General features: G+C 39.1%; 26 protein-coding genes. All 26 read left to right on the top strand.

The window, feature by feature from the left end; genetic code table 11:
- Positions 1-615: 615 nt before the first annotated feature.
- Positions 616-1686 carry a peptide chain release factor 1 gene (prfA, locus tag BMX40_RS16165; protein WP_090871840.1) on the top strand — a complete coding sequence of 357 codons (1071 nt, stop codon included), beginning with the start codon at positions 616-618 and terminating at the stop codon, positions 1684-1686.
- Between the two features lies 1 nt (position 1687).
- Positions 1688-2551: a peptide chain release factor N(5)-glutamine methyltransferase gene (prmC, locus tag BMX40_RS16160; protein WP_090871838.1), complete on the top strand. Its 864-nt coding sequence runs from the start codon at positions 1688-1690 to the stop codon at positions 2549-2551.
- A gap of 245 nt (positions 2552-2796) precedes the next feature.
- Positions 2797-3408, top strand: coding sequence for a stage II sporulation protein R (gene spoIIR, locus BMX40_RS16155; protein ID WP_090871879.1), 612 nt, complete (start codon positions 2797-2799; stop codon positions 3406-3408).
- Positions 3409-3485: 77 nt separating this feature from the next.
- The gene (locus BMX40_RS16150) at positions 3486-3890 is read left to right on the top strand and encodes a GNAT family N-acetyltransferase (protein WP_090871836.1); all 405 of its coding nucleotides are present in this window, start codon (positions 3486-3488) and stop codon (positions 3888-3890) included.
- A gap of 481 nt (positions 3891-4371) precedes the next feature.
- Positions 4372-5397 carry an L-threonylcarbamoyladenylate synthase gene (locus BMX40_RS16145; RefSeq protein WP_425287867.1) on the top strand — a complete coding sequence of 342 codons (1026 nt, stop codon included), beginning with the start codon at positions 4372-4374 and terminating at the stop codon, positions 5395-5397.
- A 57-nt stretch (positions 5398-5454) separates the two neighbouring features.
- Positions 5455-6009 (top strand): manganese efflux pump MntP, encoded by a 555-nt coding sequence (locus BMX40_RS16140; RefSeq protein ID WP_090871831.1) that lies wholly within the window; start codon positions 5455-5457, stop codon positions 6007-6009.
- A gap of 441 nt (positions 6010-6450) precedes the next feature.
- Entirely contained in the window at positions 6451-7050 is a 600-nt protein-coding gene (locus BMX40_RS16135; RefSeq protein WP_090871829.1) for a low molecular weight protein arginine phosphatase, read from the top strand.
- A 23-nt stretch (positions 7051-7073) separates the two neighbouring features.
- A complete protein-coding gene (locus BMX40_RS16130) occupies positions 7074-8369 on the top strand; it encodes a methyl-accepting chemotaxis protein (RefSeq protein ID WP_090871827.1) in 1296 nt (431 codons plus the stop codon).
- Positions 8370-8402: 33 nt separating this feature from the next.
- Complete coding sequence (gene rpiB / locus BMX40_RS16125; RefSeq protein WP_090871826.1) at positions 8403-8846, top strand: ribose 5-phosphate isomerase B; 444 nt, start codon at positions 8403-8405, stop codon at positions 8844-8846.
- A gap of 26 nt (positions 8847-8872) precedes the next feature.
- Complete coding sequence (locus BMX40_RS16120; protein ID WP_090871825.1) at positions 8873-9448, top strand: TIGR01440 family protein; 576 nt, start codon at positions 8873-8875, stop codon at positions 9446-9448.
- A gap of 61 nt (positions 9449-9509) precedes the next feature.
- A complete protein-coding gene (locus BMX40_RS16115) occupies positions 9510-10745 on the top strand; it encodes a serine hydroxymethyltransferase (protein ID WP_090871822.1) in 1236 nt (411 codons plus the stop codon).
- A gap of 322 nt (positions 10746-11067) precedes the next feature.
- The gene (upp, locus tag BMX40_RS16110) at positions 11068-11697 is read left to right on the top strand and encodes a uracil phosphoribosyltransferase (protein ID WP_090871820.1); all 630 of its coding nucleotides are present in this window, start codon (positions 11068-11070) and stop codon (positions 11695-11697) included.
- A gap of 28 nt (positions 11698-11725) precedes the next feature.
- Entirely contained in the window at positions 11726-12838 is a 1113-nt protein-coding gene (gene wecB / locus BMX40_RS16105; protein ID WP_090871817.1) for a non-hydrolyzing UDP-N-acetylglucosamine 2-epimerase, read from the top strand.
- Between the two features lie 168 nt (positions 12839-13006).
- Complete coding sequence (locus tag BMX40_RS16100) at positions 13007-15202, top strand: S8 family serine peptidase (protein WP_090871815.1); 2196 nt, start codon at positions 13007-13009, stop codon at positions 15200-15202.
- A gap of 431 nt (positions 15203-15633) precedes the next feature.
- Positions 15634-16008: an ATP synthase subunit I gene (locus BMX40_RS16095; protein ID WP_090871813.1), complete on the top strand. Its 375-nt coding sequence runs from the start codon at positions 15634-15636 to the stop codon at positions 16006-16008.
- Positions 16009-16024: 16 nt separating this feature from the next.
- Entirely contained in the window at positions 16025-16753 is a 729-nt protein-coding gene (gene atpB / locus BMX40_RS16090; protein ID WP_090871811.1) for a F0F1 ATP synthase subunit A, read from the top strand.
- A gap of 87 nt (positions 16754-16840) precedes the next feature.
- Positions 16841-17047 (top strand): F0F1 ATP synthase subunit C, encoded by a 207-nt coding sequence (gene atpE, locus BMX40_RS16085; RefSeq protein ID WP_139177957.1) that lies wholly within the window; start codon positions 16841-16843, stop codon positions 17045-17047.
- 138 nt (positions 17048-17185) lie between these two features.
- A complete protein-coding gene (gene atpF / locus BMX40_RS16080) occupies positions 17186-17710 on the top strand; it encodes a F0F1 ATP synthase subunit B (RefSeq protein WP_090871808.1) in 525 nt (174 codons plus the stop codon).
- Positions 17707-18252 carry a F0F1 ATP synthase subunit delta gene (locus tag BMX40_RS16075; protein WP_090871806.1) on the top strand — a complete coding sequence of 182 codons (546 nt, stop codon included), beginning with the start codon at positions 17707-17709 and terminating at the stop codon, positions 18250-18252. Before atpF ends, BMX40_RS16075 begins: the two co-directional genes overlap by 4 nt.
- A gap of 18 nt (positions 18253-18270) precedes the next feature.
- Positions 18271-19779, top strand: coding sequence for a F0F1 ATP synthase subunit alpha (atpA, locus tag BMX40_RS16070; protein ID WP_090871804.1), 1509 nt, complete (start codon positions 18271-18273; stop codon positions 19777-19779).
- 97 nt (positions 19780-19876) lie between these two features.
- Complete coding sequence (atpG, locus tag BMX40_RS16065) at positions 19877-20731, top strand: ATP synthase F1 subunit gamma (protein WP_090871802.1); 855 nt, start codon at positions 19877-19879, stop codon at positions 20729-20731.
- 35 nt (positions 20732-20766) lie between these two features.
- The gene (gene atpD, locus BMX40_RS16060; RefSeq protein ID WP_090871800.1) at positions 20767-22176 is read left to right on the top strand and encodes a F0F1 ATP synthase subunit beta; all 1410 of its coding nucleotides are present in this window, start codon (positions 20767-20769) and stop codon (positions 22174-22176) included.
- Positions 22177-22265: 89 nt separating this feature from the next.
- Positions 22266-22664 carry a F0F1 ATP synthase subunit epsilon gene (locus BMX40_RS16055; protein WP_090871798.1) on the top strand — a complete coding sequence of 133 codons (399 nt, stop codon included), beginning with the start codon at positions 22266-22268 and terminating at the stop codon, positions 22662-22664.
- 429 nt (positions 22665-23093) lie between these two features.
- Positions 23094-23324 carry a DUF1146 family protein gene (locus tag BMX40_RS16050; RefSeq protein WP_090871796.1) on the top strand — a complete coding sequence of 77 codons (231 nt, stop codon included), beginning with the start codon at positions 23094-23096 and terminating at the stop codon, positions 23322-23324.
- A gap of 168 nt (positions 23325-23492) precedes the next feature.
- Positions 23493-24200: a YwmB family TATA-box binding protein gene (locus BMX40_RS16045; protein WP_090871794.1), complete on the top strand. Its 708-nt coding sequence runs from the start codon at positions 23493-23495 to the stop codon at positions 24198-24200.
- A 34-nt stretch (positions 24201-24234) separates the two neighbouring features.
- Positions 24235-25566 (top strand): UDP-N-acetylglucosamine 1-carboxyvinyltransferase, encoded by a 1332-nt coding sequence (murA, locus tag BMX40_RS16040; RefSeq protein WP_090871792.1) that lies wholly within the window; start codon positions 24235-24237, stop codon positions 25564-25566.
- Positions 25567-25740: the final 174 nt, after the last annotated feature.

Here is a 25740-nt window from a genome sequence, read left to right as displayed (position 1 = left end):
AAATCTCCAACCAGTTAATCCTAGCCCACACCCCCAAAGTGATAAATATCCAAAAGCAATATCATTTTTCATCTCAAGATACAATTACCGGTGTACAATGTCCAAACTGTTTTCGTATACCAATGCTATACAGGAGACAGAAATGGTATTGTGATTCCTGCCGTTATTCTTCTAGTAACGCCTATTTAAATTCGTTAATTGATTACAAATTGCTATTTGGTAACCGAATAACAAACAAGGAGGCGCGCTTCTTTTTAAATATGGAATCTCGGCACATTGTAAAAAGATTAATACAGCTTGCTGACTGCCAGATGATAGGGAAAGGAAAAGGATCTTTTTACTTACTTGAAAGTTCATTATTGGATTCTATATCGGAGGAAATAGTCAACAGCCAGAAACAGAGGCAGAGGCAAAATATGAAAAAGCTCATAAATCCTAGTTTTCGCTCATAAATAGGGAGGTTAAGCTCATAATTCTCAAGATATGCTCATATTCGACATGGAAAAGCTCATAAAATCAAAAAAACGCTCAAATCCCCCTAACCCCCCTAGAATTTTGACCTTGCACCTGGAGTATACTATAATTATACTGTTAATCGAGAAAGAGGTGGCCGTGATGTTAGATCGTTTACAATCATTGGAAGAACGTTATAATAAATTAAATGAATTACTTAGTGATCCGGAAGTAATAAGTGATACTAAAAAGCTACGTGAATATTCGAAGGAGCAAGCGGGTCTGGAGGATGTCGTGCAGGCTTACCGTGAATATAAAGACGTAACAGAACAATTAAATGATGCGAAAGAAATGCAAGAAGATGATTTGGATGCAGAGATGGCAGAAATGGTGAAGGCGGAAATCTCTGAGCTTGCTGAAAGCAAAACAGATCTAGAAGAGAAAATGAAGATTTTACTACTTCCGAAAGATCCGAATGATGATAAAGATGTATTTATGGAAATCCGCGGTGCTGCTGGTGGTGATGAAGCAGCATTATTTGCTGGGGATTTATATCGTATGTACTCCCGTTATGCGGAGAGTCAAGGTTGGAAAACGGAAGTAATGGAAGCGAACTCTACTGGTGTTGGTGGGTACAAAGAGATCATTTTCTTGATAAAAGGAACTGGCGCTTATTCTAAGTTGAAGTATGAAAATGGTGCACATCGTGTTCAGCGTGTTCCAGAAACCGAGTCTGGGGGCCGGATTCATACATCAACGGCAACGGTTGCTGTTTTACCAGAAGCGGAAGAGGTAGAGATTGATATTCATGAAAAAGATATTCGTGTAGATACGTTTGCTTCCAGCGGGCCTGGGGGACAAAGTGTTAATACAACGATGTCTGCAGTTCGTTTAACACACGAACCTACGGGTATTGTTGTTTCGATCCAAGATGAAAAGTCACAAATAAAAAACAAAGAAAAAGCAATGAAAGTCCTTCGTGCACGTATTTATGATAAGTTCCAGCAAGAGGCGCAAGCAGAGTATGATGAAAATCGTAAGTCTGCAGTAGGTACTGGTGATCGTTCGGAGCGTATTCGTACGTATAACTTCCCGCAAAACCGTGTGACAGACCATCGAATTGGTTTAACGATACAAAAGTTGGATCAAATTTTGGAAGGAAAGTTAGCGGAAATTATTGATTCATTAATTATGGAAGAACAAGCGAAAAAACTTGAACAGATCGGTGAGTAACATGGAAAATGTATCGAAGCAATATGAAGTCCTCAAGTGGGCTTCTCTTTTTTTAGAAAAAAACAATCGAGAACAGCGAGTTGCGGAATTATTACTGCAGCATCATTTAGGTGTGTCAAAAAATGAATATTATATGAATATGCGAGAAATAGTTCCAAAAGACACGATCAAAAAATTTCAAGCTGATATTAAAAGGCATGTCGAGACAGGTGTACCCATCCAACATATTACTGGAAAAGAAATGTTTTACGGTCGAGAATTCCATGTGAATGAGGATGTGTTAATCCCAAGACCGGAAACGGAAGAGCTCGTCCAGCATATAATCGAGCTAGCAAAAAGTGCTCCAAACAAGTCCAAAACAATTGTTGACGTCGGCACCGGGAGTGGAATTATTGCGATAACCTTAGCACTTGAGCTACCGGATGTGGAGGTATTTGCTACCGATATCTCAGAGAAAGCATTAACCGTTGCTCATAAAAATGCTTCCCAATTAGGAGCAAACGTTACGTTTCTGCAAGGGGACTTTTTACAGCCCTTTATTGAACAACAAAAAAGGGCAGATGTCATTGTTTCCAATCCACCGTACATCGACCGAAAAGACGAATCACTTTTATCGGATACGGTTAAAAAATTTGATCCAGATCTGGCTTTGTTTGCAGAAAAAAATGGGCTTGCAGCATATAAGAATATTATTAGTCAGCTTCCAAAAGCAATAAATCAACATGCAGTAGTCGGATTTGAGATTGGGCATGAACAAGGGGAACCCGTTTCGCTCTTAGTAAGGGATCAATTCCCAACATGTACGATCAAGGTGTTACAAGATATCAATGGAAAAGATCGGATGGTTGTGGCGACGGATCTTTAGACTGTCGTCACTTTTCACCAATACAAAACGTGCTATGATGCCCCGCATTTACCCAATCAAGAAACAAGCTAACCATATGCTTCCTTAACAATCTTAAGATGAGTGAGCTACCATGTATTTTACCCGCAAAAATTCCCCCTATTGATTGATGATTTACTTTTAAAAAAAAATAATAGATTACTAGTTTAAAATCTATCAACCCTGTACATACTATGAGTAAACCAAATGAAAGCGGGGCAATGATGATGAAGAAACTAGTATTTTTCGTATTTATATTTTTTATTATATTTTTATCGATGCCAGCTAAAGGACAAGGAAATCAAACAGAGGAGCAACTCGATTATCAAGTAATCCCAGATGAAGCAATACGGTTACGGATTTTAGCAAATAGTGATCAGGATGACGATCAACAAATTAAACGTATCGTTAGAGATAATGTAAATGAAGAAATTAATGAATGGGTAGCAGATCTAACAGATATCGATGAAGCTAGACAGCTGATCGAAAATAACATACCAGAAATCAAAGATATCGTGAAGGAAACATTAGCAAACGAAGGAGAAGAACGTGACTTTGATGTAGAATATGGTTCCAATGTTTCTTTTCCAACGAAATTGTACGGGGAGTACTTATACCCAGCAGGAGAATATGAGGCAGTGTTAATTACATTAGGAGAAGGGAAAGGTGCGAACTGGTGGTGTGTATTGTTTCCACCGTTATGTTTTTTAGATTTCGGTGATGGTGCGAGTGTTGCTGAGGCTAGTGACGAAGAAATAGAAGAACCGGAAGAAAATCAAGAAGAGGAAGAAGAAGTGGAAGTTAAATTTTTTCTATTTGATTGGTTTGGATGGTCATAGATTCACCTGCTCTTGCATAAAGTGATAGAAACAGACAGAAAATCTAAGTTTCTATTAAAAAAGGTAGAGGTGATTCGATGAATATTATATCTGCAAAGGATACGCCAATCATTCAGTTAGAGGAATTTTTACAAACAACACCGGATAACGTTCGGAAAGATAGTTTACTAGAATACGGGTATGTGGTAGAAATCAGTGAATCCATAAAAGGCTGTTTTGTTTTAGAGCCGGTAAATGAAGGAGTTTTCTGGTTAAAGCAGCTTTATGTATCCCAAGAAGAGGCTGCTAATTTACCAGTTTTATTGGAAACAATCATCGCAATGGCGAAAGGACTCCATGCAAAAAAGTTATATGTGCATAGTCACCAACCAGTTGTGGATATCCTTTTAGATGCACTACAGTTTCATCCACAAGAAAGAGCTTTGTTGGTGGATAACCCACCAAGAGCAAGAGGTAACTGGTGGGCTTATGACGTATCGTAATAGGGTTAGTTGTATTAATCATAGAATAGTAAGTTTCGTTTTTATCCTGGCATATGACTGGCAGGCCGACATAAACGCGACGTCCTCTCGCATTGTCGGCACTAGCGCATCCTGTGCGTTGGAAGGCTCTACTTCACAACCTAAGAGGTAAAATCATGGGGTTAAGTGAGGCTCAACTGCAAGTAATTATCCGACTTGTTCATTTAACGCCAGTGGGATAAAGAAGACCACATTGATTGAAGATTTACTTTATACACAGTATCCACAATAGCATGTGTATAACTTGTGTAAAAACGGTGTGTTCATGTGAATTTCATGTGTATATAATGAAAAATGATAATTGGAAACCATTTCATTAACAGGTTATTAACAGAAATCCGTGGATAAGTTCTACGGGTTCATTTTTTTGTGGATATTGATTTTTTGCGAAACGACTGTGTATCGCTTAAAATGTAGGGGTAGAAAAGAGGGAAACGACATGATTGAAACAAAACGTTGGGATGTAACAAACAATAATGATCATTCAAAATTAAGAATAGAAGAAGCTGCAAGGATGCTAAAAGCGGGTCAAACAGTGGCTTTTCCTACTGAAACGGTTTACGGGCTAGGCGCTGATGCGACTAGTGAGGATGCGGTGGCTAAGATTTTTCAAGCAAAAGGTCGTCCACAGGATAATCCATTAATTGCACATGTTGCAACGAAAGAACAATTGCAAAAGCTCGTTCAAGATATACCAAGCTATGTGGATAAATTAATAGATACCTTCTCTCCAGGACCGATAACGTTCGTCCTTCCAAGCAATGGGGCTTGTGCAGACAACGTAACAGCTGGTTTGTCCACAGTCGGAGTGCGAATACCAGATCACCCGGTTGCACAGGAATTGTTAAAAACATGTACCATTCCCATCGCTGCCCCTAGTGCAAACTTGTCGGGAAAACCAAGTCCAACAACAGCTGATCATGTTTGGGAAGATCTTCAAGGTAAAATTTCCGGCATTGTGGACGGTGGTCCAACTGGTGTAGGGCTTGAATCAACAGTAATCGATTGCTCGCAATCGATACCAATTATTTTACGACCGGGTGGGATTACAAAAGAACAATTGGAACTGGTTGTCGGACATGTAATGGTTGACCCAGCTTTAGCCAATGAACAAGAAAAACCAAAAGCACCTGGAATGAAATATACACATTATTCGCCAGAGGTTCCGTTGTGGGTTGTTTCAGGAACTGTGGATAAGTTGCGTGAAATTGTTGAAAAAGAACGTAAACGTGGAAAACGTGTTGGTGTGCTAGCTAGTACCGAAACAGCTAACATACTAGAGGTCAAACCAACGATGAATCTTGGTAGTACAATTCAAGAAATAGCAACAAACTTGTACGATGGATTAAGAAAATTTAAGCAGAGTGATGTGGATTTAATTATATGTGAGGCTTTTCCGGAACAAGACATTGGTCAGGCAGTAATGAATCGTTTGCGAAAAGCAGCTACACAATATATTGAAGCCTAATCATATTCTCCGTTGGACATGCATATAGTTTAAAAGCATGTCCGAGGAGGATGGTGAATGACCACACACGCTTTGGGAGAAATCGTATCCCTACTATTCATGGCAATTGCATTAGGAATGGATGCCTTTTCAGTAAGTTTAGGCATGGGTATGCAACATATCCGGCTCAAGCGGATTGCGTTTATTGGGATTATCATTGGATTATTTCATGTGATGATGCCCTTTTTCGGTATTGTACTTGGCCAAGCTATTTCCGGAAAAATTGGCGATTTGACCTCATTAGTAGGAGGGCTCCTATTAGTTGGGATCGGTACGCAAATGTTACTTTCGGCATTTAATCATGAGTCAAGACAAGTCATACAAACAACAGGAATTGGATTATTTATTTTTGCACTCGGTGTAAGCATTGATAGTTTTTCAGTTGGATTAAGTTTAGGGTTGTCAGGAGCGAAAACTGCTCTCGTCTTGTTATTATTTGGAGCTGCCAGCATGGTACTTACTTGGATGGGAATGATCCTTGGTCGGAAGGTCCATAGGTTATTAGGAGTCTATAGTGAGATATTAGGAGGCAGTATCCTTTGTGCATTTGGACTTTTTATAATATTTGGTTGACGTAAAAGGCAGATGTATTATCTGTCTTTTTTAATGGTGCTTTAGATGCATAATGCCCGAAACATATAAGTTAAAACTCGCTTTCTTCGGGTTTGATCACGTCCTTATAGTGAAGGTAGTTTCCTTCAACTTCAAACTGTAATTAGATCTCGTTCCATTTATAAAATAGTACGGAGCAATTGTTTCTTCGTTGAGTACAGACTCTAAATACGAACTCCTCTTCCAAAACGTGCGATTGCCTGAATATTTAAAATTCTTACCACAAAACAGGTTGTCTTGAAAGTGCCTTATATGGCATATGAGAACAACGCATATTTTCCATTTTTCTTCATCATCTCCAAGGCACTACAATAAAAATCTTGTCGGATAATCTCTGACAACGCTTCCCTTCTGTGTTATATTTTATATAGTAGGAATTACTTTCTTTTCGGAGGTAACAGAATGAAAATATTATTTATCTGTACGGGGAATACATGCCGTAGTCCAATGGCTGAGGCACTATTAAAACATAAACATCCGTATGCAGAGGTAAAATCAGCTGGAATTTTCGCAGGTGAAAATCAACGAGCGAATCAACATGCGATAGAAGCGCTAAAACAAAAAAACATTGAAATAAACCATCGTTCCCAGGCGGTTAAAGAGAAGTTATTGAATTGGGCAGACGTTGTCCTAACCATGACAACACAGCATAAGCAATCGTTAATTATGCATTTTCCCCAATATCAGGATAAGTATTATACGTTAAAGGAATATGTCTCCGATAGTGATCGAGAAATATGGGATGAGCTAAAAAAACGATATGCAGCTTATGAAGAAAAACGGTCTTTATTTATTCAAGAAAACCAGCATAAGTTGGATAATATTGTTTTAGATCAGAAACTTCAGGAATATTTGAAAGAAGATATGGAACAAATTCAACAGCTAGAAAAAAACCTAATTAACTATGATATATCGGATCCATTTGGTGGAAGCTTGCAAACGTACCAGCATACGTTGGATGAGTTAGACAAATTCATTGATTTATTAGTTAAAAAAATATAAATAGACTTGTGGGGGAAAACAGAATGGAGAAGAAGAGGTACCGTTTTGGCTTACGTATGAAATTGATGCTTTTTACTACCATATTAGCGATCATTACGTATTCAACCAGTGCTTTATTTATGTATGTATTATATGACTACATAACTGAATTTTTACAAGTGTCCTTTGAATTCTACACGATTATTACATTATTATTAGGTATTCTTTGGTCTGGTATCTTGGCGTATTTCGCAGCAGGCATTATTACAAAACGGTTAGAGAAGCTAGAGCGTGCCGCATCTCAAGCAGCCAGTGGAGACTTAGATCAAGAAGTAGAGATTGGGAAGTCAGATGATGAAATACGAGCCCTTAGTATGTCATTTGATACCATGTTAAAAAACTTAAAGGACATGGTACATAATATTGATGTGCATTTTGAAAATACGAACCAAACGGTTGTCCAAATGCGAGATGCCTCGGATCAAGTAGCAAAGCATTCGGATCTAATCGGTGCATCGATTCAAGATATCTCCAAAGGTGCAGAAAGCTCATCGGAATCGATCCAGAGTACAGTAGAAGCTGTTGAGGAAGCATCTGGGCTTGCAATGGAAGTACAGGAAAAAGCGGGACAATCAAAAGAAAAGTCGAATACGATGTTAGAAACGCTAAATAATAGTAAAAACGTGGTCAATCAGCTAGTCGTTGGTATTCAAAAGCTAGCAAATGATCAAGAGGTATCTCTTAAGGATGTAGATCACCTAAAAGAAAATGCTACACAAGTTGAAACCATCATTACCATGGTTGGGGAAATTGCCGAGCAAACCAACCTACTTGCATTAAATGCATCCATTGAAGCAGCTAGGGCTGGTGAACATGGGAGAGGATTTGCAGTTGTAGCAGAAGAAGTACGAAAACTAGCAGATCAAAGTGCACAAGCTGTACAAGGAATATCCGAGTTAATTACAGCAATCCAGGATGATATTAATCAGGTAGTAACCAAAATAAATGAAAATGTTGTCTATGCGAAAAAAGAAGCGGAAAATGGGGCTCAAACAAATCAGGCATTTGAGCAAATGTCAGGCTCCGTTCAAGAAGTAGCGAAGGAAATAGATACCATCTCAGGTCTGGTAGACAAACAATTGCAATCGATTCAAGCGACGGCCTCCCAATCACAGGAGGTAGCAGCAATTGCTGAAGAAACCTCTGCTGGCGCTGAGGAAGTGAATGCATCCATCCAGGAACAAGCAGCAACCATTGATCATGTAGAAAAATTAGCTCATTCATTAGAAGCGCAGGCAACTAGTTTAAATAAGCAAATCCATAAATTTAAAGTGAAATAATTACATTACAGCTAGAAAAAGGAGCGAGAAGACATGAAAGTTATCATTTCTGGAGACCATGCGGGAATGACAATCCGCAATGAAGTAAAGAGTCTACTTGAAGAAAAAGGAATTGAATTTGAAGATATAGGATGTAGCTGTGAGACCTCAGTAGATTATCCAGACTACGCTTTACCAGCAGCTAAACGTGTTGCAAATGGTGAGTTTGACCGTGGTATATTAATCTGTGGTACTGGAATTGGTATGTCCATTGCAGCAAATAAGGTTAAAGGAATACGTTGTGCATTAACTCATGACGTATACAGTGCAAAATTAACACGACAGCACAACGACTCCAATATGATCGCAATGGGTGAGCGTGTCATTGGACCAGGTCTTGCAAGAGAAATTGCGGAAGTATGGTTAGAAACAGAATTTGATGGTGGGCGTCATGCCAATCGTATTGGTAAAATAGCGTCATACGAAGATGAGCAATAAATCCTGTCATTCGAGAAGGTGATAAAATGGAGGATGCATCTAGACAAATACAGCAGAACATGAATGAGATTGTTTCTGAATGGCTTCAGTCAGCCTTTCTTCGTCAGGGAGACCTAGTTGTAGTTGGGTGTTCCACAAGTGAGGTAGCTGGCCAAAACATTGGAACTTCTGGGAGTGAAGAAGTAGCAGCGCATATATTCACAGCATTGCAACAACTTGCGAAGAAAACGGGAGCCCATCTCGTTTTCCAATGCTGTGAGCATCTAAACCGAGCATTAGTAATGGAACGAGCCGTGATGGAACAATTTCCATTAACTGAAGTAACAGTAGTTCCTGTTCCTTCAGCTGGAGGGTCGATGGCATCCTATGCGTATAAACATTTGAACGAACCGGTTGTCGTAGAGCATGTGCAGGCTGATGCGGGGATTGATATTGGGGAAACGCTGATTGGGATGCATTTAAAACATGTAGCTGTCCCGTTACGGTTAAACCAACGTTTTGTTGGTAATGCACGTGTCAATGCTGCGAGAACAAGACCGAAATTAATAGGCGGTGAACGTGCAGTATACGACCAAACAAAGGAAAATAATTCGTGTACATAAGCAGAAATGAATTCGAAATGATGTACTCGTTTTTGGGTGAAAAAACAAGGGGGTTTTTACGATGGAACAAGTAAAACAAACAGACGTAGAATTATACGAAGCAATACAGGCAGAGAAAAAGCGCCAGCAGGAGAAGATTGAATTAATTGCCTCCGAAAACTTTGTATCTGAATCCGTCATGCAAGCCATGGGATCTGTTTTAACGAATAAATATGCGGAAGGTTATCCTGATAAAAGGTATTATGGTGGTTGTGAGCATGTAGATGTTGTCGAGAATTTAGCACGTGATCGCGCAAAACAACTTTTTGGCGCAGATCATGCAAATGTGCAACCGCATTCGGGGGCTCAAGCAAACATGGCTGTTTACTTTACCGTACTGGAACCAGGAGATACGGTTCTTGGAATGAATTTAAATCATGGTGGGCATTTAACACATGGTAGTCCAGTGAATTTTAGTGGTACACTATATAAATTCGTTGATTATGGGGTAGAAAAAGAAACCGAGCAGCTCGACTACGATGTCGTTTTGGAGAAAGCAAAAGAAGTACAACCGAAGCTTATTGTTGCAGGAGCAAGTGCCTATTCACGTATCATTGATTTTGAAAAGTTTCGTGAAATCGCTGATGCTGTTGGTGCTTATTTAATGGTCGACATGGCCCATATTGCTGGACTTGTAGCTGCTGGACTACATCCAAACCCGGTACCATATGCGGATTTTGTTACAACAACGACACATAAGACATTACGTGGACCACGTGGTGGAATGATTTTATGTAAAGAGCAATACGCGAAGAAAATTGATAAATCAGTATTCCCGGGTATGCAGGGTGGACCATTAATGCATATTATTGCAGCAAAAGCCACTGCATTTAAAGAAGCACTATCCGAAGATTTCAAGGTATATAGCCAGCAAATTATCACCAATGCAAAAGCACTTGGAGAAGCTCTTGTAGAAGAAGGTATCCGTGTAGTATCTGGTGGAACGGATAACCATCTATTATTACTAGATGTAACCCCGCTTGAGCTAACTGGAAAAGTTGCAGAAAAGGTTCTAGACGATATTGGAATTACGACCAATAAGAATACCATTCCATTCGATACGGAAAGCCCGTTTGTTACAAGTGGTGTACGTATAGGAACAGCTGCCGTTACAACACGTGGATTTAAAGAAGCAGAGATGAAAGAAATTGCTGCCATTATTTCTAAAACACTAAAAAATCATGAAGATGAAACCGTACTAGCTGAAGCTGCAGAAAGAGTTCTTGCACTAACAAGTAACGCACCATTATATGTGTAAAAACAAAGGATACCTCCGATCTGAGGTATCCTTTTTGGTGGCAAACAGAGGGACGGTTCTTTTGCTTCCTTTCCCTTGAAAGGAAACAAAAGAACCGAAGAGAATATCGGACGTCAAGCAGAAAAGATCGGTCACATAACGAGAGACCATCGGAATTTCGAACGACATGCCAAAAATCGACGACAACACATAAAAAATAAAACTAAATTCGTCAAAACATAATAAATTAACACAATTTCACAAAAAACCAGCCTTTACTTGAAAGCGTGTCATTTTTTAAGTACAATTTTATAGATGTAAATAATAGAAGGAGTGGTAAGCAATGGGACATGTACACGTATTAGATCATCCATTAATACAGCATAAACTAACACACATAAGAGATAAAAGTACGGGGACAAAAGAATTTCGCGAGCTAGTTGATGAAGTTGCAATGCTTATGGCGTTTGAGATTACACGTAATCTTCCACTGCAAGAGACAACAATAAACACGCCTGTTATGGAGGCGAAAACAAAAGTACTTGCAGGTAAGAAAATAGGTTTAATTCCTATTCTACGTGCTGGATTAGGGATGGTAGATGGCGTGCTTCAGTTAATTCCAGCTGCAAAAGTGGGGCATGTTGGTTTGTATCGCGATCCAGAAACGTTAAAACCGGTTGAATACTACATAAAATTACCTTCTGATATTGAAGAGCGTGAGTTAATTGTAATTGACCCAATGCTTGCTACGGGTGGATCTGCAAATGATGCAATTCATTCCTTGAAGAAGCGCGGAGCAAAAAATATTCGGTTGATGTGCTTAATTGCTGCACCAGAGGGTGTGGAAGTCATTAAGGAAGAGCACCCAGATGTTGACATATATTTAGCAGCACTTGATGAGAAGCTAGATGAACATGCGTATATCGTACCCGGTTTAGGTGACGCTGGTGACCGCTTATTTGGAACAAAATAAGTAGGCCGTAAATAAAGAGGTGTTTAAAATGACGAAGCGAATTAAAGTAATGACGATTTTCGGAACAAGGCCAGAAGCAATTAAAATGGCGCCGTTAGTTTTGGAACTGGAAAAACGATCAGATGAGTTTGAGTCGATTGTTACCGTGACAGCACAACATCGCGAAATGCTCGATCAAGTATTAGAGATTTTTAAGATTAAACCTGACTTTGATCTGAATATTATGAAGCAGAAGCAATCGCTTGCTCAAATCACGACGCGAGCCTTAGAGGGACTAGATGAAATAATGAAAGAAACAAAGCCAGATATTGTCCTTGTCCATGGAGATACAAGTACAACGTTTGCAGCATCTCTTGCGGCTTTTTATAACCAAATTGCTGTTGGTCACGTGGAAGCGGGATTAAGAACGTGGAATAAATTTTCGCCGTATCCGGAGGAGATGAATCGACAGCTAACTGGTGTTATGGCTGATTTGCATTTCTCCCCAACGGAAAAATCCAAGCAAAACTTATTGGATGAAAACAAAGCGGAAGACAGTATCTATGTAACGGGAAACACAGCCATTGATGCACTCAAAACAACCGTAGATGAAGCTTATCAAAGTGATATCCTTGCTAAACTAGGAGACAAACGCTTGGTATTAATGACAGCACATCGTCGGGAAAATTTAGGCAAAAATATGCAACAGATGTTTCGAGCTATTAAGCGGTTAGTAGAAACACATGATGACATCCATGTCGTTTATCCAGTCCATTTAAATCCAGTTGTTCAGCAAACAGCAAGTGAGGTTCTTGGTAATGATGATCGAATTCAATTAATCGAACCACTTGGTGTAGTTGATTTTCATAACTTTGCCAGTCGAGCGCATCTCATTTTAACCGATTCAGGTGGAGTTCAAGAGGAAGCACCATCACTAGGTGTCCCGGTCCTTGTATTACGGGATACAACAGAACGACCGGAAGGAATTGAGGCAGGAACACTAAAGCTAGCAGGTACGGACGAAGAAACTATCTTTAATCTAGCGAATGAATTACTGTCGGATGAGAAAGCACATCGAAAAATGGCTAAAGCCTCCAATCCATATGGTGATGGAGAGGCATCTCGTCGTATTGCAGATGCTATTGTGGATTATTTCAAGTAAGTTTTGATACGTCGTTAAGCTGATGAGTAAACAAAAGGCCCAGACCATTTTAATAAAACGAAATGAAAATATTTGAAATAGAAGGGGAATCGAATGAGGTTCCCTTTTTCTTATGCATGTTTTTCCTCCCAACTACACAATCTAATCAGAAAAAGGAGGTTCCTCGACATGCGCAGCAACTTACTATTGTTCCTAATCATGACGACAACATTCCAGGTAATCATAACGAATCAAATTCATGCTCAAGAAAGTGAAGTAGAATCGATTATTGTTGAAGTCGAGGGCGATCCACAGGAACATAAGCAATACTTGGAGAGCTATCACCCATACATTGAAGTGGTAGCTACTTATGACAAAATATTTAATGGGCTGGCATTACAAGCAACTCCAGATCGGTTAGCCAAGATGGATACGTTAGAATTTGTAAAAGCAGTTCATCCAGTGCGAGAATATTCCATTAATGTATCAAAAGGAGAGTATGAAGCGGCAGCAAATCAGCCAAATATTACACTTCCCTCCGAGCTAAATAACACCAAGTACACTGGGAGCGGTGTAAGGGTAGGTGTTATTGACACAGGAATTGATTATAATCATCCAGATCTCCAAATTAATTATTTTGGTGGCTACGATTTAGTTGATTTAGATGATGATCCCATGGAAACCCAGGCGTCACAAGGGATGCCAACTGTTCATGGTTCTCATGTTGCTGGAATAATTGCTGGAAATGGGTACTTTCAGGGAGTTGCACCAGAAGCGGAAATATATGCCTATCGTGCACTTGGTCCTGGCGGGGTTGGATCTTCCGTGCAGATTATTGCCGCCATGGAACAAGCGATTGAAGATGGTGTTGAAGTTATCAATTTATCGCTTGGAAATACGGTGAATGGACCGGATTATCCTACAAGTATTGCGGTAAATCGCGCTGCCGAGCTAGGCGTCGCGGTTGTTATTGCGAACGGAAATAATGGCCCGGAACGGTGGACAGTTGGCGCGCCCGCTACAGCTTCAAATGCTCTGTCTGTCGGTGCAACTGCAGCACCTCAGGAGGTCCCATTTTTGTATGACGCGTTGGAGGATAAAGCGATCAACTTGATGCCTATGATGGGTTCCATCCCTTGGAGTTTGGAAGACGATTATGAGGTTGTAGAATTTAAAGCGTCTTCTACAGCTTCCTTGCAAGGGAAAATAGCATTAATAAAGAGAGGAAAAACCCCTTTTTATGAATTAGCCAAACGAGCAGAACAGCTAGGTGCTGTAGCGGTGTTAATATATAATAATGAAGATGGGGCGTTTCAAGGCTCTATTGCTAATGGAGAAGAACCGATTACAATACCTGTTGCTTCATTATCGCAAAAGGATGGAAAATGGCTGAAGAATTTTACTAAAGAAAAATATTCTTTCATTGATACGAATTACCGGCAAACAAGGCATGATATTGCATCATTTAGTTCTCGAGGACCTGTGACGGTAAATTGGGATATGAAACCCGATGTGTTAGCGCCGGGTACGAATATTTTGAGCACCGTACCAGGAGGGTATCAAGCACTGCAAGGTACAAGCATGGCAGCGCCACATGTTGCAGGAGCAATTGCGCTACTTAAAGAGGCGCACCCTGATTGGAGCAATAACCAAATATATGGGGCTTTACGAACAACAGCAACGAGAGTACATAAGGAAAATGAAGAAGTTTACGAGCCTTATGTTCAAGGGATGGGAAGCATTAATCCACAAAAAGCAATTAACACAACAACAATCATCCATAACCCGTCACTGACTTATGGGAAAATTGGTGGATTTGTTCATTCAAAAACAATAGATGTCACAATTGAAAATACAACAGATAACCCCCAAACCTATTATTTTGATATACCAAAAAAACAACAAGGACTGAACTGGGATTTACCTCAATCCTTTACAATAGAAGGAAACGAAAAGAAAAGTATTCCGGTAACATTACGTATGACTGCTTCTCAGCTTGAAGAGGGGATACATCAAGGATGGTTAACATTAAAACAAGACGATCAATCCTACCATCTACCTTACTTGTTTATTAATGAAACAGCAGATTATCCAAAAGCAGCTGGGTTTGACTTTCACCTAAAACCTTTCTCAGATGAATCGTATTTTTATCAGATTTATCTTACAGAAAAGGCAGAAGACGTAAAGGTTGAATTATATAATCCAGATTCCTTATTACATGAGCGAACCCTACTTCAATTAGATGAACCAAAGATAGGGATGAATGAGGGATATCTTGATAAAAGAAATATAGGGAAGCCTGGAAATTACCATGCTCTCATTTCGATTCAGCTTGAGGATGGAACATATGAAAGTTATGAGGTAGAGTTGTATATCGACCCTTAAATGGTTGGTATACAACTCACTCGTTCACAGAAAGTTCATAATTGGTATTTTATCTTTGCGATATAATGAAGTAGAGGTAACATTCTAGTAGCCATAAGGTTGGCTATGATGGGTGTAAAAAGTAGAAAAAATTGGGATGTAAATAAAGTCTAAAATAACACCCATACCAATTGACAATGGCATTGTGCTATTGTACACTTGCTAAGTGTGGAATGGTAAGGGTTTCATACGGATGTAGTATGAGAAACCTTACGTTTATTTTAGTTAATTCATTCTACATTTGTTGTGATTTTCCTCACTCTACTTCTATATTATACATAGAATTCAACCATTGGGTGTAGGATCAAGAAGTCTGCGCATATACCAACCCTTCCTGTCTGAAAAGTTAGATAGAATGATTGGTAAAAGGAATTAATAGGAGAAGAGTATACATGTCACATTACGAAAATATGGTTACTAGACAACGAAAGTGGATGTTTTTTCTTCTTGCAATTCTGGTACTCGGGGCAGGCTTTACCCCATATGAACGTATCTTCCTCGGCCTGCTGTTAGGAAGCGTCGTCAGCTTTTATAACCTATATCTTTTGCAGAAAAAGACGAGTGAATTTGCGGATGCCGTCGCAAAAAAACAATCAGCAAAAGGGTTAGGAACTGTGTCAAGACTTGCCGCAACCGCATTAGCAGTCATTATTGCACTTCGCTATGAAGAACACTTCGAGATGATTGCTCTCATTATTGGATTAATGACTTCCTATCTAGTCATTATGATAGATTTTCTTTTATTTAAAAATAAAGATAGTGCTTGAAAGAGGGGTGAATAAGGTGGATCATGGAGCACCGATAGTACATGACGTCTTTGGTATAAGTTGGCTTGATTTCAACCTGTCGAATGTATTGATGATATTCGTAACTTCACTAATCGTCTTCATTCTTTGTGTGTTGGGAGCTAGAAAGCTACAAATGAAACCAACAGGTGCGCAAAATGTGATGGAATGGGTCCTTGATTTTGTAAAAGGAATCATTAACGACACAATGGACTGGAAAACAGGAAAGATCTTCTTGCCATTAGCACTAACGTTATTTTCCTACATCTTAGTTGGGAACATGTTAGGGGTTATCACAAATGGAGTGGTAGGAGAAAACCATGAAGTATGGTGGAAATCACCAACTGCAGATCCAGGTATTACGCTTACTCTAGCAGCGATGGTTGTTGTGTTATCACACTTCTATGGAATTAAGTTGCGAGGTGGGAAGGAATATATTAAAGATTATTTCCGACCAATGTGGCCACTATTTCCAATTAAAATTGTCGAAGAGTTCTCAAACACTTTGACGCTAGGTTTACGTCTATTCGGTAACTTATATGCCGGAGAGGTTTTACTTGCTTTATTAGTAAGTTTGACAACCTCTGGATTCTGGGGAGCAGTAGGTGGAGCAATTCCATTCTTAGCTTGGCAAGGGTTCAGTGTGTTTATTGGAGGAATCCAAGCGTTTATCTTCACAATGCTAGCGATGGTTTACATCTCGCATAAAGTTAGTGAAGAACACTAAGAAGTTAATTAACCAGTTTTAATAGATATCTATTAAAACGGGAAATTATTAAAAATTATTATAACTATTATGAGGAGGATTTATATTATGTCAGCATTAGCAGCAGCATTAGCAGTAGGTTTAGGGGCACTAGGTGCAGGTATTGGTAACGGTTTGATCGTAAGTCGTACAGTAGAGGGAATTGCTCGTCAACCAGAACTTAAAGGTCAACTTCAAACAACAATGTTTATTGGTGTTGGTTTGGTTGAGGCGATGCCGATTATCGCAGTTGTTATCGCATTAATGGTAATGTAGTTAAAATATGTACCAAAGTTGAATGGCGAAGATAATCTTCCATAGAACCTTCGCCGTTGTTTATAATGTGCAATTGTTTACCGTATATTTTTTATGGAATAAAGAAGACTTCGATTCAGAGTGAAAGGAGTGAATTATGTGCAAGCATTCACTGGATTTTCATATATACATGCGCTTGGTGGGCTTTACGTAGGAGATATGTTAACGCAATTATTCTTCTTCATCGTACTACTACTTTTAGTTGGTAAATTTGCATGGGGTCCTGTTATGAACATGATGCAAAAACGTGAAGAGTATGTTGCAAGCGAGATTGAATCTGCAGAAAAAAGCCGAGCTGAAGCAGAAAAAGCCGCAAATGAAGCAGCTGAGCAATTGAAACAAACAAAGCAGGAAGCACAAAAAATAATTGAAGATGCCAAAAATGCAGGTGTAAAGCAAGAAAAAGATATTATTGAATCTGCACGTCAAGAAGCAAATCGAATTAAAGAGGCTGCGCAAGAAGAGATTCAAAACGAGAAAGAAAAAGCACTGCAAGCACTTCAAGATCAAGTTGGGTCGCTTTCCGTTCTTATTGCTAGCAAAGTAATAGAAAAAGAAATTAGTGCACAGGATCAGGAACAATTGATCAATGATTACATTAAAGAGGTAGGAGAAGAGCGATGAGTGAAGCAGTAGTTGCCAAACGTTATGCAGATGCTCTTTTTCAGCTAGGTCAAGAAAAGGCTACACTGGATAACCTTGTTGAAGAGGTTCTTGTAGTGAAAGAAGTATTTCTAAATGATAGTCAACTTAATATATTCCTGAAGCATCCTCGTGTAAATAATGATAAGAAAAAACAATTTCTAAGTGAAACATTCCAAGGACTTTCAACAGAAGTTATGAATACACTGAAAATTCTTGTTGATCGTGGTCGTTCAGAAATTGTGCCTTCCATTATTGATCATTTTAACCAACTGGTAAATGATGCAAAAGGAATTGCAGAAGGAAAAGTATATTCTGTTCGCGAACTTTCAGACACGGAAAAAACGGAGCTTGAAAATACATTTGCAAAACGGTTTAACAAGCAAAAAATCGTACTTGAAAATGTGGTTGATCCTTCGTTAATCGGTGGTGTCAAAATCCATATGGGTAATACGATCATTGATGGCTCCATTAGTGGAAAATTACGTGGATTAGAGCGCAGTCTAAAAATAGCGAACAATTGATGATAGGGGTGAAATGGTATGAGCATCAAAGCTGAAGAGATCAGTAAGTTGATTAAACAGCAAATCGAGAATTATGACTCGGAATTAGAAGTAAACGATGTCGGTACAGTTATCGAAATCGGTGACGGTATTGCACGTGCTCACGGTCTTGATAATGTAATGGCTGGTGAGTTGGTTGAATTTGCAAATGGTGTAATGGGTATGGCACAAAACTTAGAGGAATCTAACGTTGGTATCGTAATCCTTGGACCATATACAGATATTAAAGAAGGCGATGAAGTACGTCGTACAGGACGTATTATGCAAGTACCTGTAGGTGAGGAATTATTAGGACGTGTTGTCAATCCTTTAGGACAGCCTATTGATGGTAAAGGTCCAGTTGAAACATCAAAATCTCGCCCAATTGAATCTCCAGCACCTGGTGTTATGGCACGTAAATCCGTAGATGAACCATTACAAACAGGTATTAAAGCGATTGATGCACTTGTTCCGATTGGTCGTGGACAACGTGAGTTAATCATCGGGGACCGCCAAACTGGTAAAACAACGGTTGCAGTTGATACGATCTTGAACCAAAAGGATCAAGATATGATTTGTATCTACGTTGCAATTGGTCAAAAAGAATCAACAGTACGTGGTACAGTAGAAACGTTCCGTCGTTATGGTGCACTAGATTACACAATCGTTGTAAGTGCCGGTGCGTCTGATCCGGCTCCATTGCAATACTTAGCACCATATTCTGGTGTATCAATGGGTGAGGAGTTCATGTATAACGGGAAGCATGTACTTGTTGTATATGATGATCTATCAAAACAAGCAGCAGCATATCGTGAACTTTCCCTATTATTACGTCGTCCTCCAGGTCGTGAAGCATTCCCAGGGGATGTATTCTACCTACACTCTCGTTTACTAGAGCGTGCAGCGAAGTTAAATGACGATTTAGGTGGCGGTTCATTAACTGCACTACCATTTGTTGAAACACAAGCAGGCGACATTTCTGCATATATTCCAACAAACGTTATCTCCATCACGGATGGACAGATCTTCTTACAATCAGATCTATTCTTCTCCGGTGTACGTCCGGCAATTAACGCAGGACTTTCCGTATCACGTGTTGGTGGATCTGCACAAATTAAAGCAATGAAAAAAGTTGCAGGTACATTACGTCTTGACCTTGCATCGTTCCGTGAGCTAGAGGCATTTGCTCAGTTCGGATCAGACCTTGATAAAGCAACTCAAGCGAAACTAAATCGTGGTGAGCGTACCGTTGAAGTATTAAAACAAGGCCTTCATAAGCCACTTGTTGTTGAAAAACAAGTTATGATTATCTATGCATTAACAAAAGGTTACTTGGATGATATTCCAGTAGAAGATGTTGTACGTTTTGAAGATGAATTCCATGTATGGTTGGATTCGAACCGTTCTGAATTACTCGCTTCCATCCGTGACACTGGGAACTTACCAGAAGCTGCGGATATGAATGATGCAGTAGAATCATTTAAAAAGACATTTTTACCTTCTGAATAGATAAGAATAAAGTTTAATTGTAAATATTCGTGTAGGTTAGAGAGAGGAAAACCTCTCTCCATACCTCTAACCGAGTGAGAAAGTGTGGTGAAAAAGCTTGGCATCACTAAGAGAAATAAAAGGTCGTATTGATTCGACTTCAAAAACGAAAAAGATCACAAAAGCGATGGAAATGGTATCTGCATCCAAAATGAATAAGGCAGAACAAAATGCCAAATCATTTGTACCATATAGTGAGAAAATTCAAGAGGTTGTTGGTAGTATTGCTAGTAATACAGATGCAGCCCATCCAATGCTGTCGAAACGTGAAGTGAAGAAGACAGGGTATCTTGTCATAACATCTGATCGTGGTTTAGCAGGAGCTTATAACAGTAGTGTTTTACGGAGCCTATACAAAACCGTGCATGAACGCCACCAATCTGCTGATGAATACACAATCATCGCAATCGGCCGCATGGGTTATGATTTCTGTAAAAAACGTAATATGCCAGTAGCTAAGAGTATCTTAGGGCTAGCAGATCAGCCGAATTTTGCTGACATTAAAGACTTAGCTTCTGAAACAGTTCAAATGTTTAGTGATGAAGAAATTGATGAATTAAACATTTTCTATAATCATTATGTAAGTGCGATTTCGCAACAGGTAACAATGAAAAAACTATTACCAATTACAGATATGGCTAGTAAATCTTCTGGTAGTCAGTATGAGTACGAACCAGATCAAGAACAGATCTTAAAAGTACTTTTACCACAGTACGCAGAGAGCCTTATCTATGGAGCATTACTTGACGGTAAAGCAAGTGAACACGCAGCAAGAATGACAGCGATGCGCAGTGCAACCGATAATGCAAATGAACTAATTGATGATTTAACATTATCCTATAACCGTGCACGCCAAGCAGCGATCACGCAAGAAATTACCGAAATTATTGGTGGAGTAGCTGCATTAGAATAGCATTCGCCATGTAAAGTTAGTTAGGAGGGAAATCGATGAGCAAAGGACATGTTACACAAATCATGGGACCTGTCGTAGACGTAAAATTCGATGACGGCAATCTTCCAGATATTTATAACGCATTAACTGTCCCATTATATACCGCTGAAGGAGAAAGCAATGAGATTCTTACTTTAGAGGTAGCACTTCATCTTGGTGACAATTCTGTACGTACAATTGCCATGTCATCAACAGATGGTGTTCAACGTGGTACAGAAGTAGAAAACTTAGGTAGACCAATTTCAGTACCAGTTGGTGAAGTAACATTAGGCCGTGTATTTAACGTAATGGGAGATAAAATCGATCTTGATGAGGAGCTTCCATCAGATACACGATTGGATCCAATTCACCGTGATGCACCTAAGTTCGAAGATTTATCAACAGAAACTGAAATTTTAGAAACAGGTATTAAAGTAGTAGACCTACTAGCACCTTATATTAAGGGTGGTAAAATCGGTCTATTCGGTGGTGCCGGAGTAGGTAAAACCGTATTAATCCAGGAGTTAATTAACAACATCGCTCAAGAGCACGGTGGTATCTCCGTATTCGCTGGTGTTGGTGAGCGTACACGTGAAGGTAATGACCTTTACTACGAAATGAAAGACTCTGGAGTTATCACAAAAACAGCAATGGTATTTGGTCAAATGAATGAGCCACCTGGAGCACGTATGCGTGTTGCCCTAACTGGTTTAACGATGGCTGAGTACTTCCGTGATGAGCAAGGACAGGACGTATTGTTCTTCATCGATAACATTTTCCGTTTCACACAAGCAGGTTCTGAGGTATCCGCACTACTTGGTCGTATGCCATCTGCGGTTGGTTATCAGCCAACACTTGCAACAGAAATGGGACAATTGCAGGAGCGTATCACGTCTACTGCAACTGGTTCAGTTACGTCAATCCAGGCGATTTATGTGCCTGCCGATGACTATACAGATCCAGCACCTGCAACAACTTTCGCACACTTAGATGCAACAACGAACTTGGATCGTAAATTATCTGAGCAAGGTATTTATCCTGCAGTGGATCCACTAGCATCTACATCACGTGCACTTGACCCTGAAATCGTTGGGGAAGAACATTATGAAGTTGCCCGTGAAGTTCAGGCTACATTACAAAAATATAAAGAATTACAAGATATCATTGCAATCCTAGGTATGGATGAGCTTTCAGATGAGGATAAATTGACCGTATCACGCGCTCGTCGCATTCAATTCTTCTTATCTCAAAACTTCCACGTTGCCGAGCAATTTACAGGACAAAAAGGTTCTTATGTTCCTGTAAGTGAAACAATCAAAGGATTCAGAGAAATTCTTGACGGTAAATACGATGATTTACCAGAGGACGCGTTCCGTTTAGTAGGACGTATAGAAGAAGTAGTTGAAAAAGCAAAAGGCATGGAATAATAAAGTAGACGAAGGTAGCTTGAACTTTTCTGAAAGTGTTTATGCTTAATAGCACTTATCATCAGCTACCTGTCTAAGGAGGGGTTACATTGAAAACACTAACTGTGAGTGTTGTTACTCCTGATGGTCCTGTAATGGAAGATAGTTTTGAAATGGTTAGTTGTAAAGCAGAAAATGGTGAACTCGGTATCTTACCAGGACATATTCCATTAGTTGCTCCTCTTGCGATCAATGTTGTCCGTTTAATAAATGGATCCGATGAGCAAAAGCTAGCAATCAACGGTGGATTTTTAGAGGTAAGACCAGATAAAGTAACGATTCTTGCCCAATCTGCTGAAAAACCTTCAGATATTGACGTCGAGCGTGCACGTGCTGCGAAAGAACGTGCAGAGCGTCGTTTACAGTCTAAACAAGATGACGTCGACTTCCTAAGGGCTGAATTAGCACTCAAGCGAGCAGCAAACCGAATTAATGCAGCTCAAAGATAATAAAGGAAATCTCCCATAATTTTTTATGGGGGGTTTTTTGTTTGTATCAGTTTATGTTAAGAGCTGCTAAAAACGGATGTTTGCTAAGGTTTGATATGAAAAATTCTTGTTAGTTTAGGGGCTTTTGAGGTTAATTAGGTTAGTGTTTAAAATATTTCGATAGAATTTGAATAATCAGGCAAATTCAACATTCACTTATTTTTAGTATATCTGACAATATTAGGACATATGCTGTCGATATTTCCCGGGAAATTGAGAAATAATTGTCATATTAAATTCTTGTCGAAGCAACAGACATCGAATTCGGAATCACGTCTTCTTTGACATTTTTCCCTAGGAATGGCAAAGTAACAATTAGAAAGAATGTAAGGATAATTTCCCATATGGAAAAGAATACATTTGTAAATGAAAATAACAAGGTGGTAAACTATGTTTTCTATCGGACAACTAGCAATAATGAGTATGATCTCACATGTTATTTTTATTTCGATTACATGGAGATTAGTTCAAACGATAAACTTGGATCCGTTAATCCGTAAAGGGAAATCAGGTGAAGCAAAGCTTCTATTATTACTGATTACCATAGTGATAGGATCGGGAGTTAGTCGCTTTTTCCTTGAGTTTATACAATGGTCACAGGATTTAAATTTTCTATTTTAATGAGAAAGACAATATCGAAAAGGTATTGTCTTTTTTATTTTTCATAAAGCTTTATCACATGTATAGAAGCAGAAACTATACTTCTCTATAAATCTATTTATTTATGTATGTATGTTATGAATCTCCCTTGTTCATACTAGAAATATATTATTCAAGGGAGATATTTATATGAGAAAAATTGTACTAATAAGTGTATTTATTTTATGTATAACAAATAATGTAGTTGCTCAAGAAAGTTACCAAGATGAACTTATCGATATTGCGACCATTGTGTTAGAAAATGATATGTCTGTAGATTCTTGGCAAGTGATTATTAAAGAGAAAATGAATAAGGATCAGATAGGATTACTTGTAGACGAGCTAAAAGATAGTTATTTAGTCACTAGGACGGAAGATGAAAACAGTATAAAATATTCTTTTGAAGACGTTCATAAAAATGGAGTCGTCTACGAAAGATTTAATGCAATCTTGCCTAAAAACACATCACATAATGCAGAACTTATAGCTGTACTGGAAGGTGATTCCTGGAATAGCAAAATTGAAGATAACTACCAAGAAAAAATAAACTGGATACAAAAACAATATTTTACAAAATCTGCTCAAATATATCCTTGTCTGACAACAAGTGATAATGCTATAATTAATAGTGATTATTTTTTGTCTAATTTTACAGAAAAAATGGACGTTAAACATATACAAGAACAAACAGACACAGAGCTAGCAGATAGAAAAATTATATATGGCTATACATCACAATGGGGCCGGAAAATGACCATCGTGGATAAGCCTGTAAATGTACAAATTGTTGTTGAAAACATGGATGAACATAACAAAAGTTACACAATTGGAACACCTATCCTAATAAATGAATATTAATATAGTGAAATTGGATCTGAAGGAGAATTGCAATATGGATAAAATCATCGTAAGAGGCGGACAGCAATTGAATGGTACTGTTCGGGTTGAAGGTGCTAAAAACGCAGTACTACCAGTCATTGCTGCCAGTATTCTTGCTAGTGAAGGACAAAGCGTTATCCATGATGTGCCTGGCCTAGCTGATGTTTATACAATTAATGAAGTATTACGAAATATGAATGCAGATGTGAATTTTGAAGGAAATACAGTAGTAGTTGATGCAACAAATGAATTAGAAACAGAAGCTCCGTTTGAATATGTACGTAAAATGCGCGCTTCCGTACTTGTATTAGGTCCATTATTGGCGCGTTACGGCCATGCTAATGTTGCGATGCCTGGCGGTTGTGCAATTGGCTCTCGTCCGATTGATTTACACCTTAAAGGTTTTGAGGCAATGGGAGCAAATGTACACGTTGGAAATGGTTTTGTAGAAGCACATGTCAATGGCCGATTGAAGGGTGCGAAAATATATCTAGATATGCCTAGTGTTGGGGCAACAGAAAATATTATGATGGCAGCTGCATTGGCAGAAGGTAAAACCGTTCTAGAAAATTGTGCGAAAGAACCAGAGATTGTTGATTTAGCTAATTTCTTAAATAAAATGGGAGCAAAAATTGTAGGTGCTGGTACAGACACAATCCGAATCGAAGGAGTAGAATCCTTACAGGGCGCTACACACTCAATAATTCCTGACCGAGTAGAGGCTGGTACATTTATGATTGCAGCAGCTATTACTGGTGGTAATATATTGATAGAAAACGCTGAAAAAGAGCATTTACGACCTATTATTTCTAAGCTTGAGGAAATGAACGTAACGATTATTGAAGAAAATGGTGGAATTCGTGTCCTAGGACCAGATCGCTTAAAAGCGACAGATATTAAGACATTACCACACCCTGGATTCCCAACAGATATGCAGTCACAAATGATGGCACTAATGCTGTTTGCACAAGGAACAAGTGTCATAACAGAGACCGTTTTCGAAAATCGATTTATGCATGTTGAGGAATTTAGACGCATGAACGCAAAAATGAAAATTGAAGGTAGAAGTGTATTTATTGAAGGACCTTCCGATCTACAAGGTGCAGAAGTAGCTGCGACAGATTTACGTGCAGCGGCTGCATTAATTTTGGCTGGACTTCGTTCGGAAGGGATAACAAGAGTAACGGAATTAACACATCTTGATCGAGGCTACGTTGACTTCGCTGGTAAACTTGCATCATTAGGTGCAGATATTGAACGCGTTGACGAAAACGGAGAAACCGTAAATCCTTTAGTTCAAATAGATTATCAGACAAATAGAATTGTAGCAGGGTTGAAATTATAACAGCATAATTTATGAAGAAGGAAGCTCCCGATTGTTCGGGGGCTTTTTGTTCTTTAAAGGGTAAGAGCGATTTTTGGTTGGAAATCGACGTTCAGCGCGTGGAATCAACGTTCGCGCGGAAGGAATCGACGTTCAAAGCGGGGAATCAACGTTCGTGCGTGTGGAATCGACGTT

This window comes from Oceanobacillus limi (assembly GCF_900111445.1).
Taxonomy (GTDB): domain Bacteria; phylum Bacillota; class Bacilli; order Bacillales; family Amphibacillaceae; genus Ornithinibacillus; species Ornithinibacillus limi.
The sequence above is the reverse complement of the archived record's forward strand: the minus strand, read 5'-3'. Positions and strand labels throughout refer to the sequence as shown.

Coding starts and splice junctions, on each gene's coding strand:
- atpD (WP_090871800.1), top strand. CDS start 20,767: ATGAGCAAAGGACATGTTACACAAATCATGGGACCTGTCGTAGACGTA.
- upp (WP_090871820.1), top strand. CDS start 11,068: ATGGGACATGTACACGTATTAGATCATCCATTAATACAGCATAAACTA.
- spoIIR (WP_090871879.1), top strand. CDS start 2,797: ATGAAGAAACTAGTATTTTTCGTATTTATATTTTTTATTATATTTTTA.
- BMX40_RS16050 (WP_090871796.1), top strand. CDS start 23,094: ATGTTTTCTATCGGACAACTAGCAATAATGAGTATGATCTCACATGTT.
- murA (WP_090871792.1), top strand. CDS start 24,235: ATGGATAAAATCATCGTAAGAGGCGGACAGCAATTGAATGGTACTGTT.
- BMX40_RS16100 (WP_090871815.1), top strand. CDS start 13,007: ATGCGCAGCAACTTACTATTGTTCCTAATCATGACGACAACATTCCAG.
- BMX40_RS16135 (WP_090871829.1), top strand. CDS start 6,451: ATGAAAATATTATTTATCTGTACGGGGAATACATGCCGTAGTCCAATG.
- rpiB (WP_090871826.1), top strand. CDS start 8,403: ATGAAAGTTATCATTTCTGGAGACCATGCGGGAATGACAATCCGCAAT.
- BMX40_RS16115 (WP_090871822.1), top strand. CDS start 9,510: ATGGAACAAGTAAAACAAACAGACGTAGAATTATACGAAGCAATACAG.
- BMX40_RS16120 (WP_090871825.1), top strand. CDS start 8,873: ATGGAGGATGCATCTAGACAAATACAGCAGAACATGAATGAGATTGTT.
- BMX40_RS16150 (WP_090871836.1), top strand. CDS start 3,486: ATGAATATTATATCTGCAAAGGATACGCCAATCATTCAGTTAGAGGAA.
- prmC (WP_090871838.1), top strand. CDS start 1,688: ATGGAAAATGTATCGAAGCAATATGAAGTCCTCAAGTGGGCTTCTCTT.
- BMX40_RS16140 (WP_090871831.1), top strand. CDS start 5,455: ATGACCACACACGCTTTGGGAGAAATCGTATCCCTACTATTCATGGCA.
- BMX40_RS16095 (WP_090871813.1), top strand. CDS start 15,634: ATGTCACATTACGAAAATATGGTTACTAGACAACGAAAGTGGATGTTT.
- BMX40_RS16045 (WP_090871794.1), top strand. CDS start 23,493: ATGAGAAAAATTGTACTAATAAGTGTATTTATTTTATGTATAACAAAT.
- wecB (WP_090871817.1), top strand. CDS start 11,726: ATGACGAAGCGAATTAAAGTAATGACGATTTTCGGAACAAGGCCAGAA.
- prfA (WP_090871840.1), top strand. CDS start 616: ATGTTAGATCGTTTACAATCATTGGAAGAACGTTATAATAAATTAAAT.
- atpE (WP_139177957.1), top strand. CDS start 16,841: ATGTCAGCATTAGCAGCAGCATTAGCAGTAGGTTTAGGGGCACTAGGT.
- BMX40_RS16130 (WP_090871827.1), top strand. CDS start 7,074: ATGGAGAAGAAGAGGTACCGTTTTGGCTTACGTATGAAATTGATGCTT.
- atpA (WP_090871804.1), top strand. CDS start 18,271: ATGAGCATCAAAGCTGAAGAGATCAGTAAGTTGATTAAACAGCAAATC.
- BMX40_RS16075 (WP_090871806.1), top strand. CDS start 17,707: ATGAGTGAAGCAGTAGTTGCCAAACGTTATGCAGATGCTCTTTTTCAG.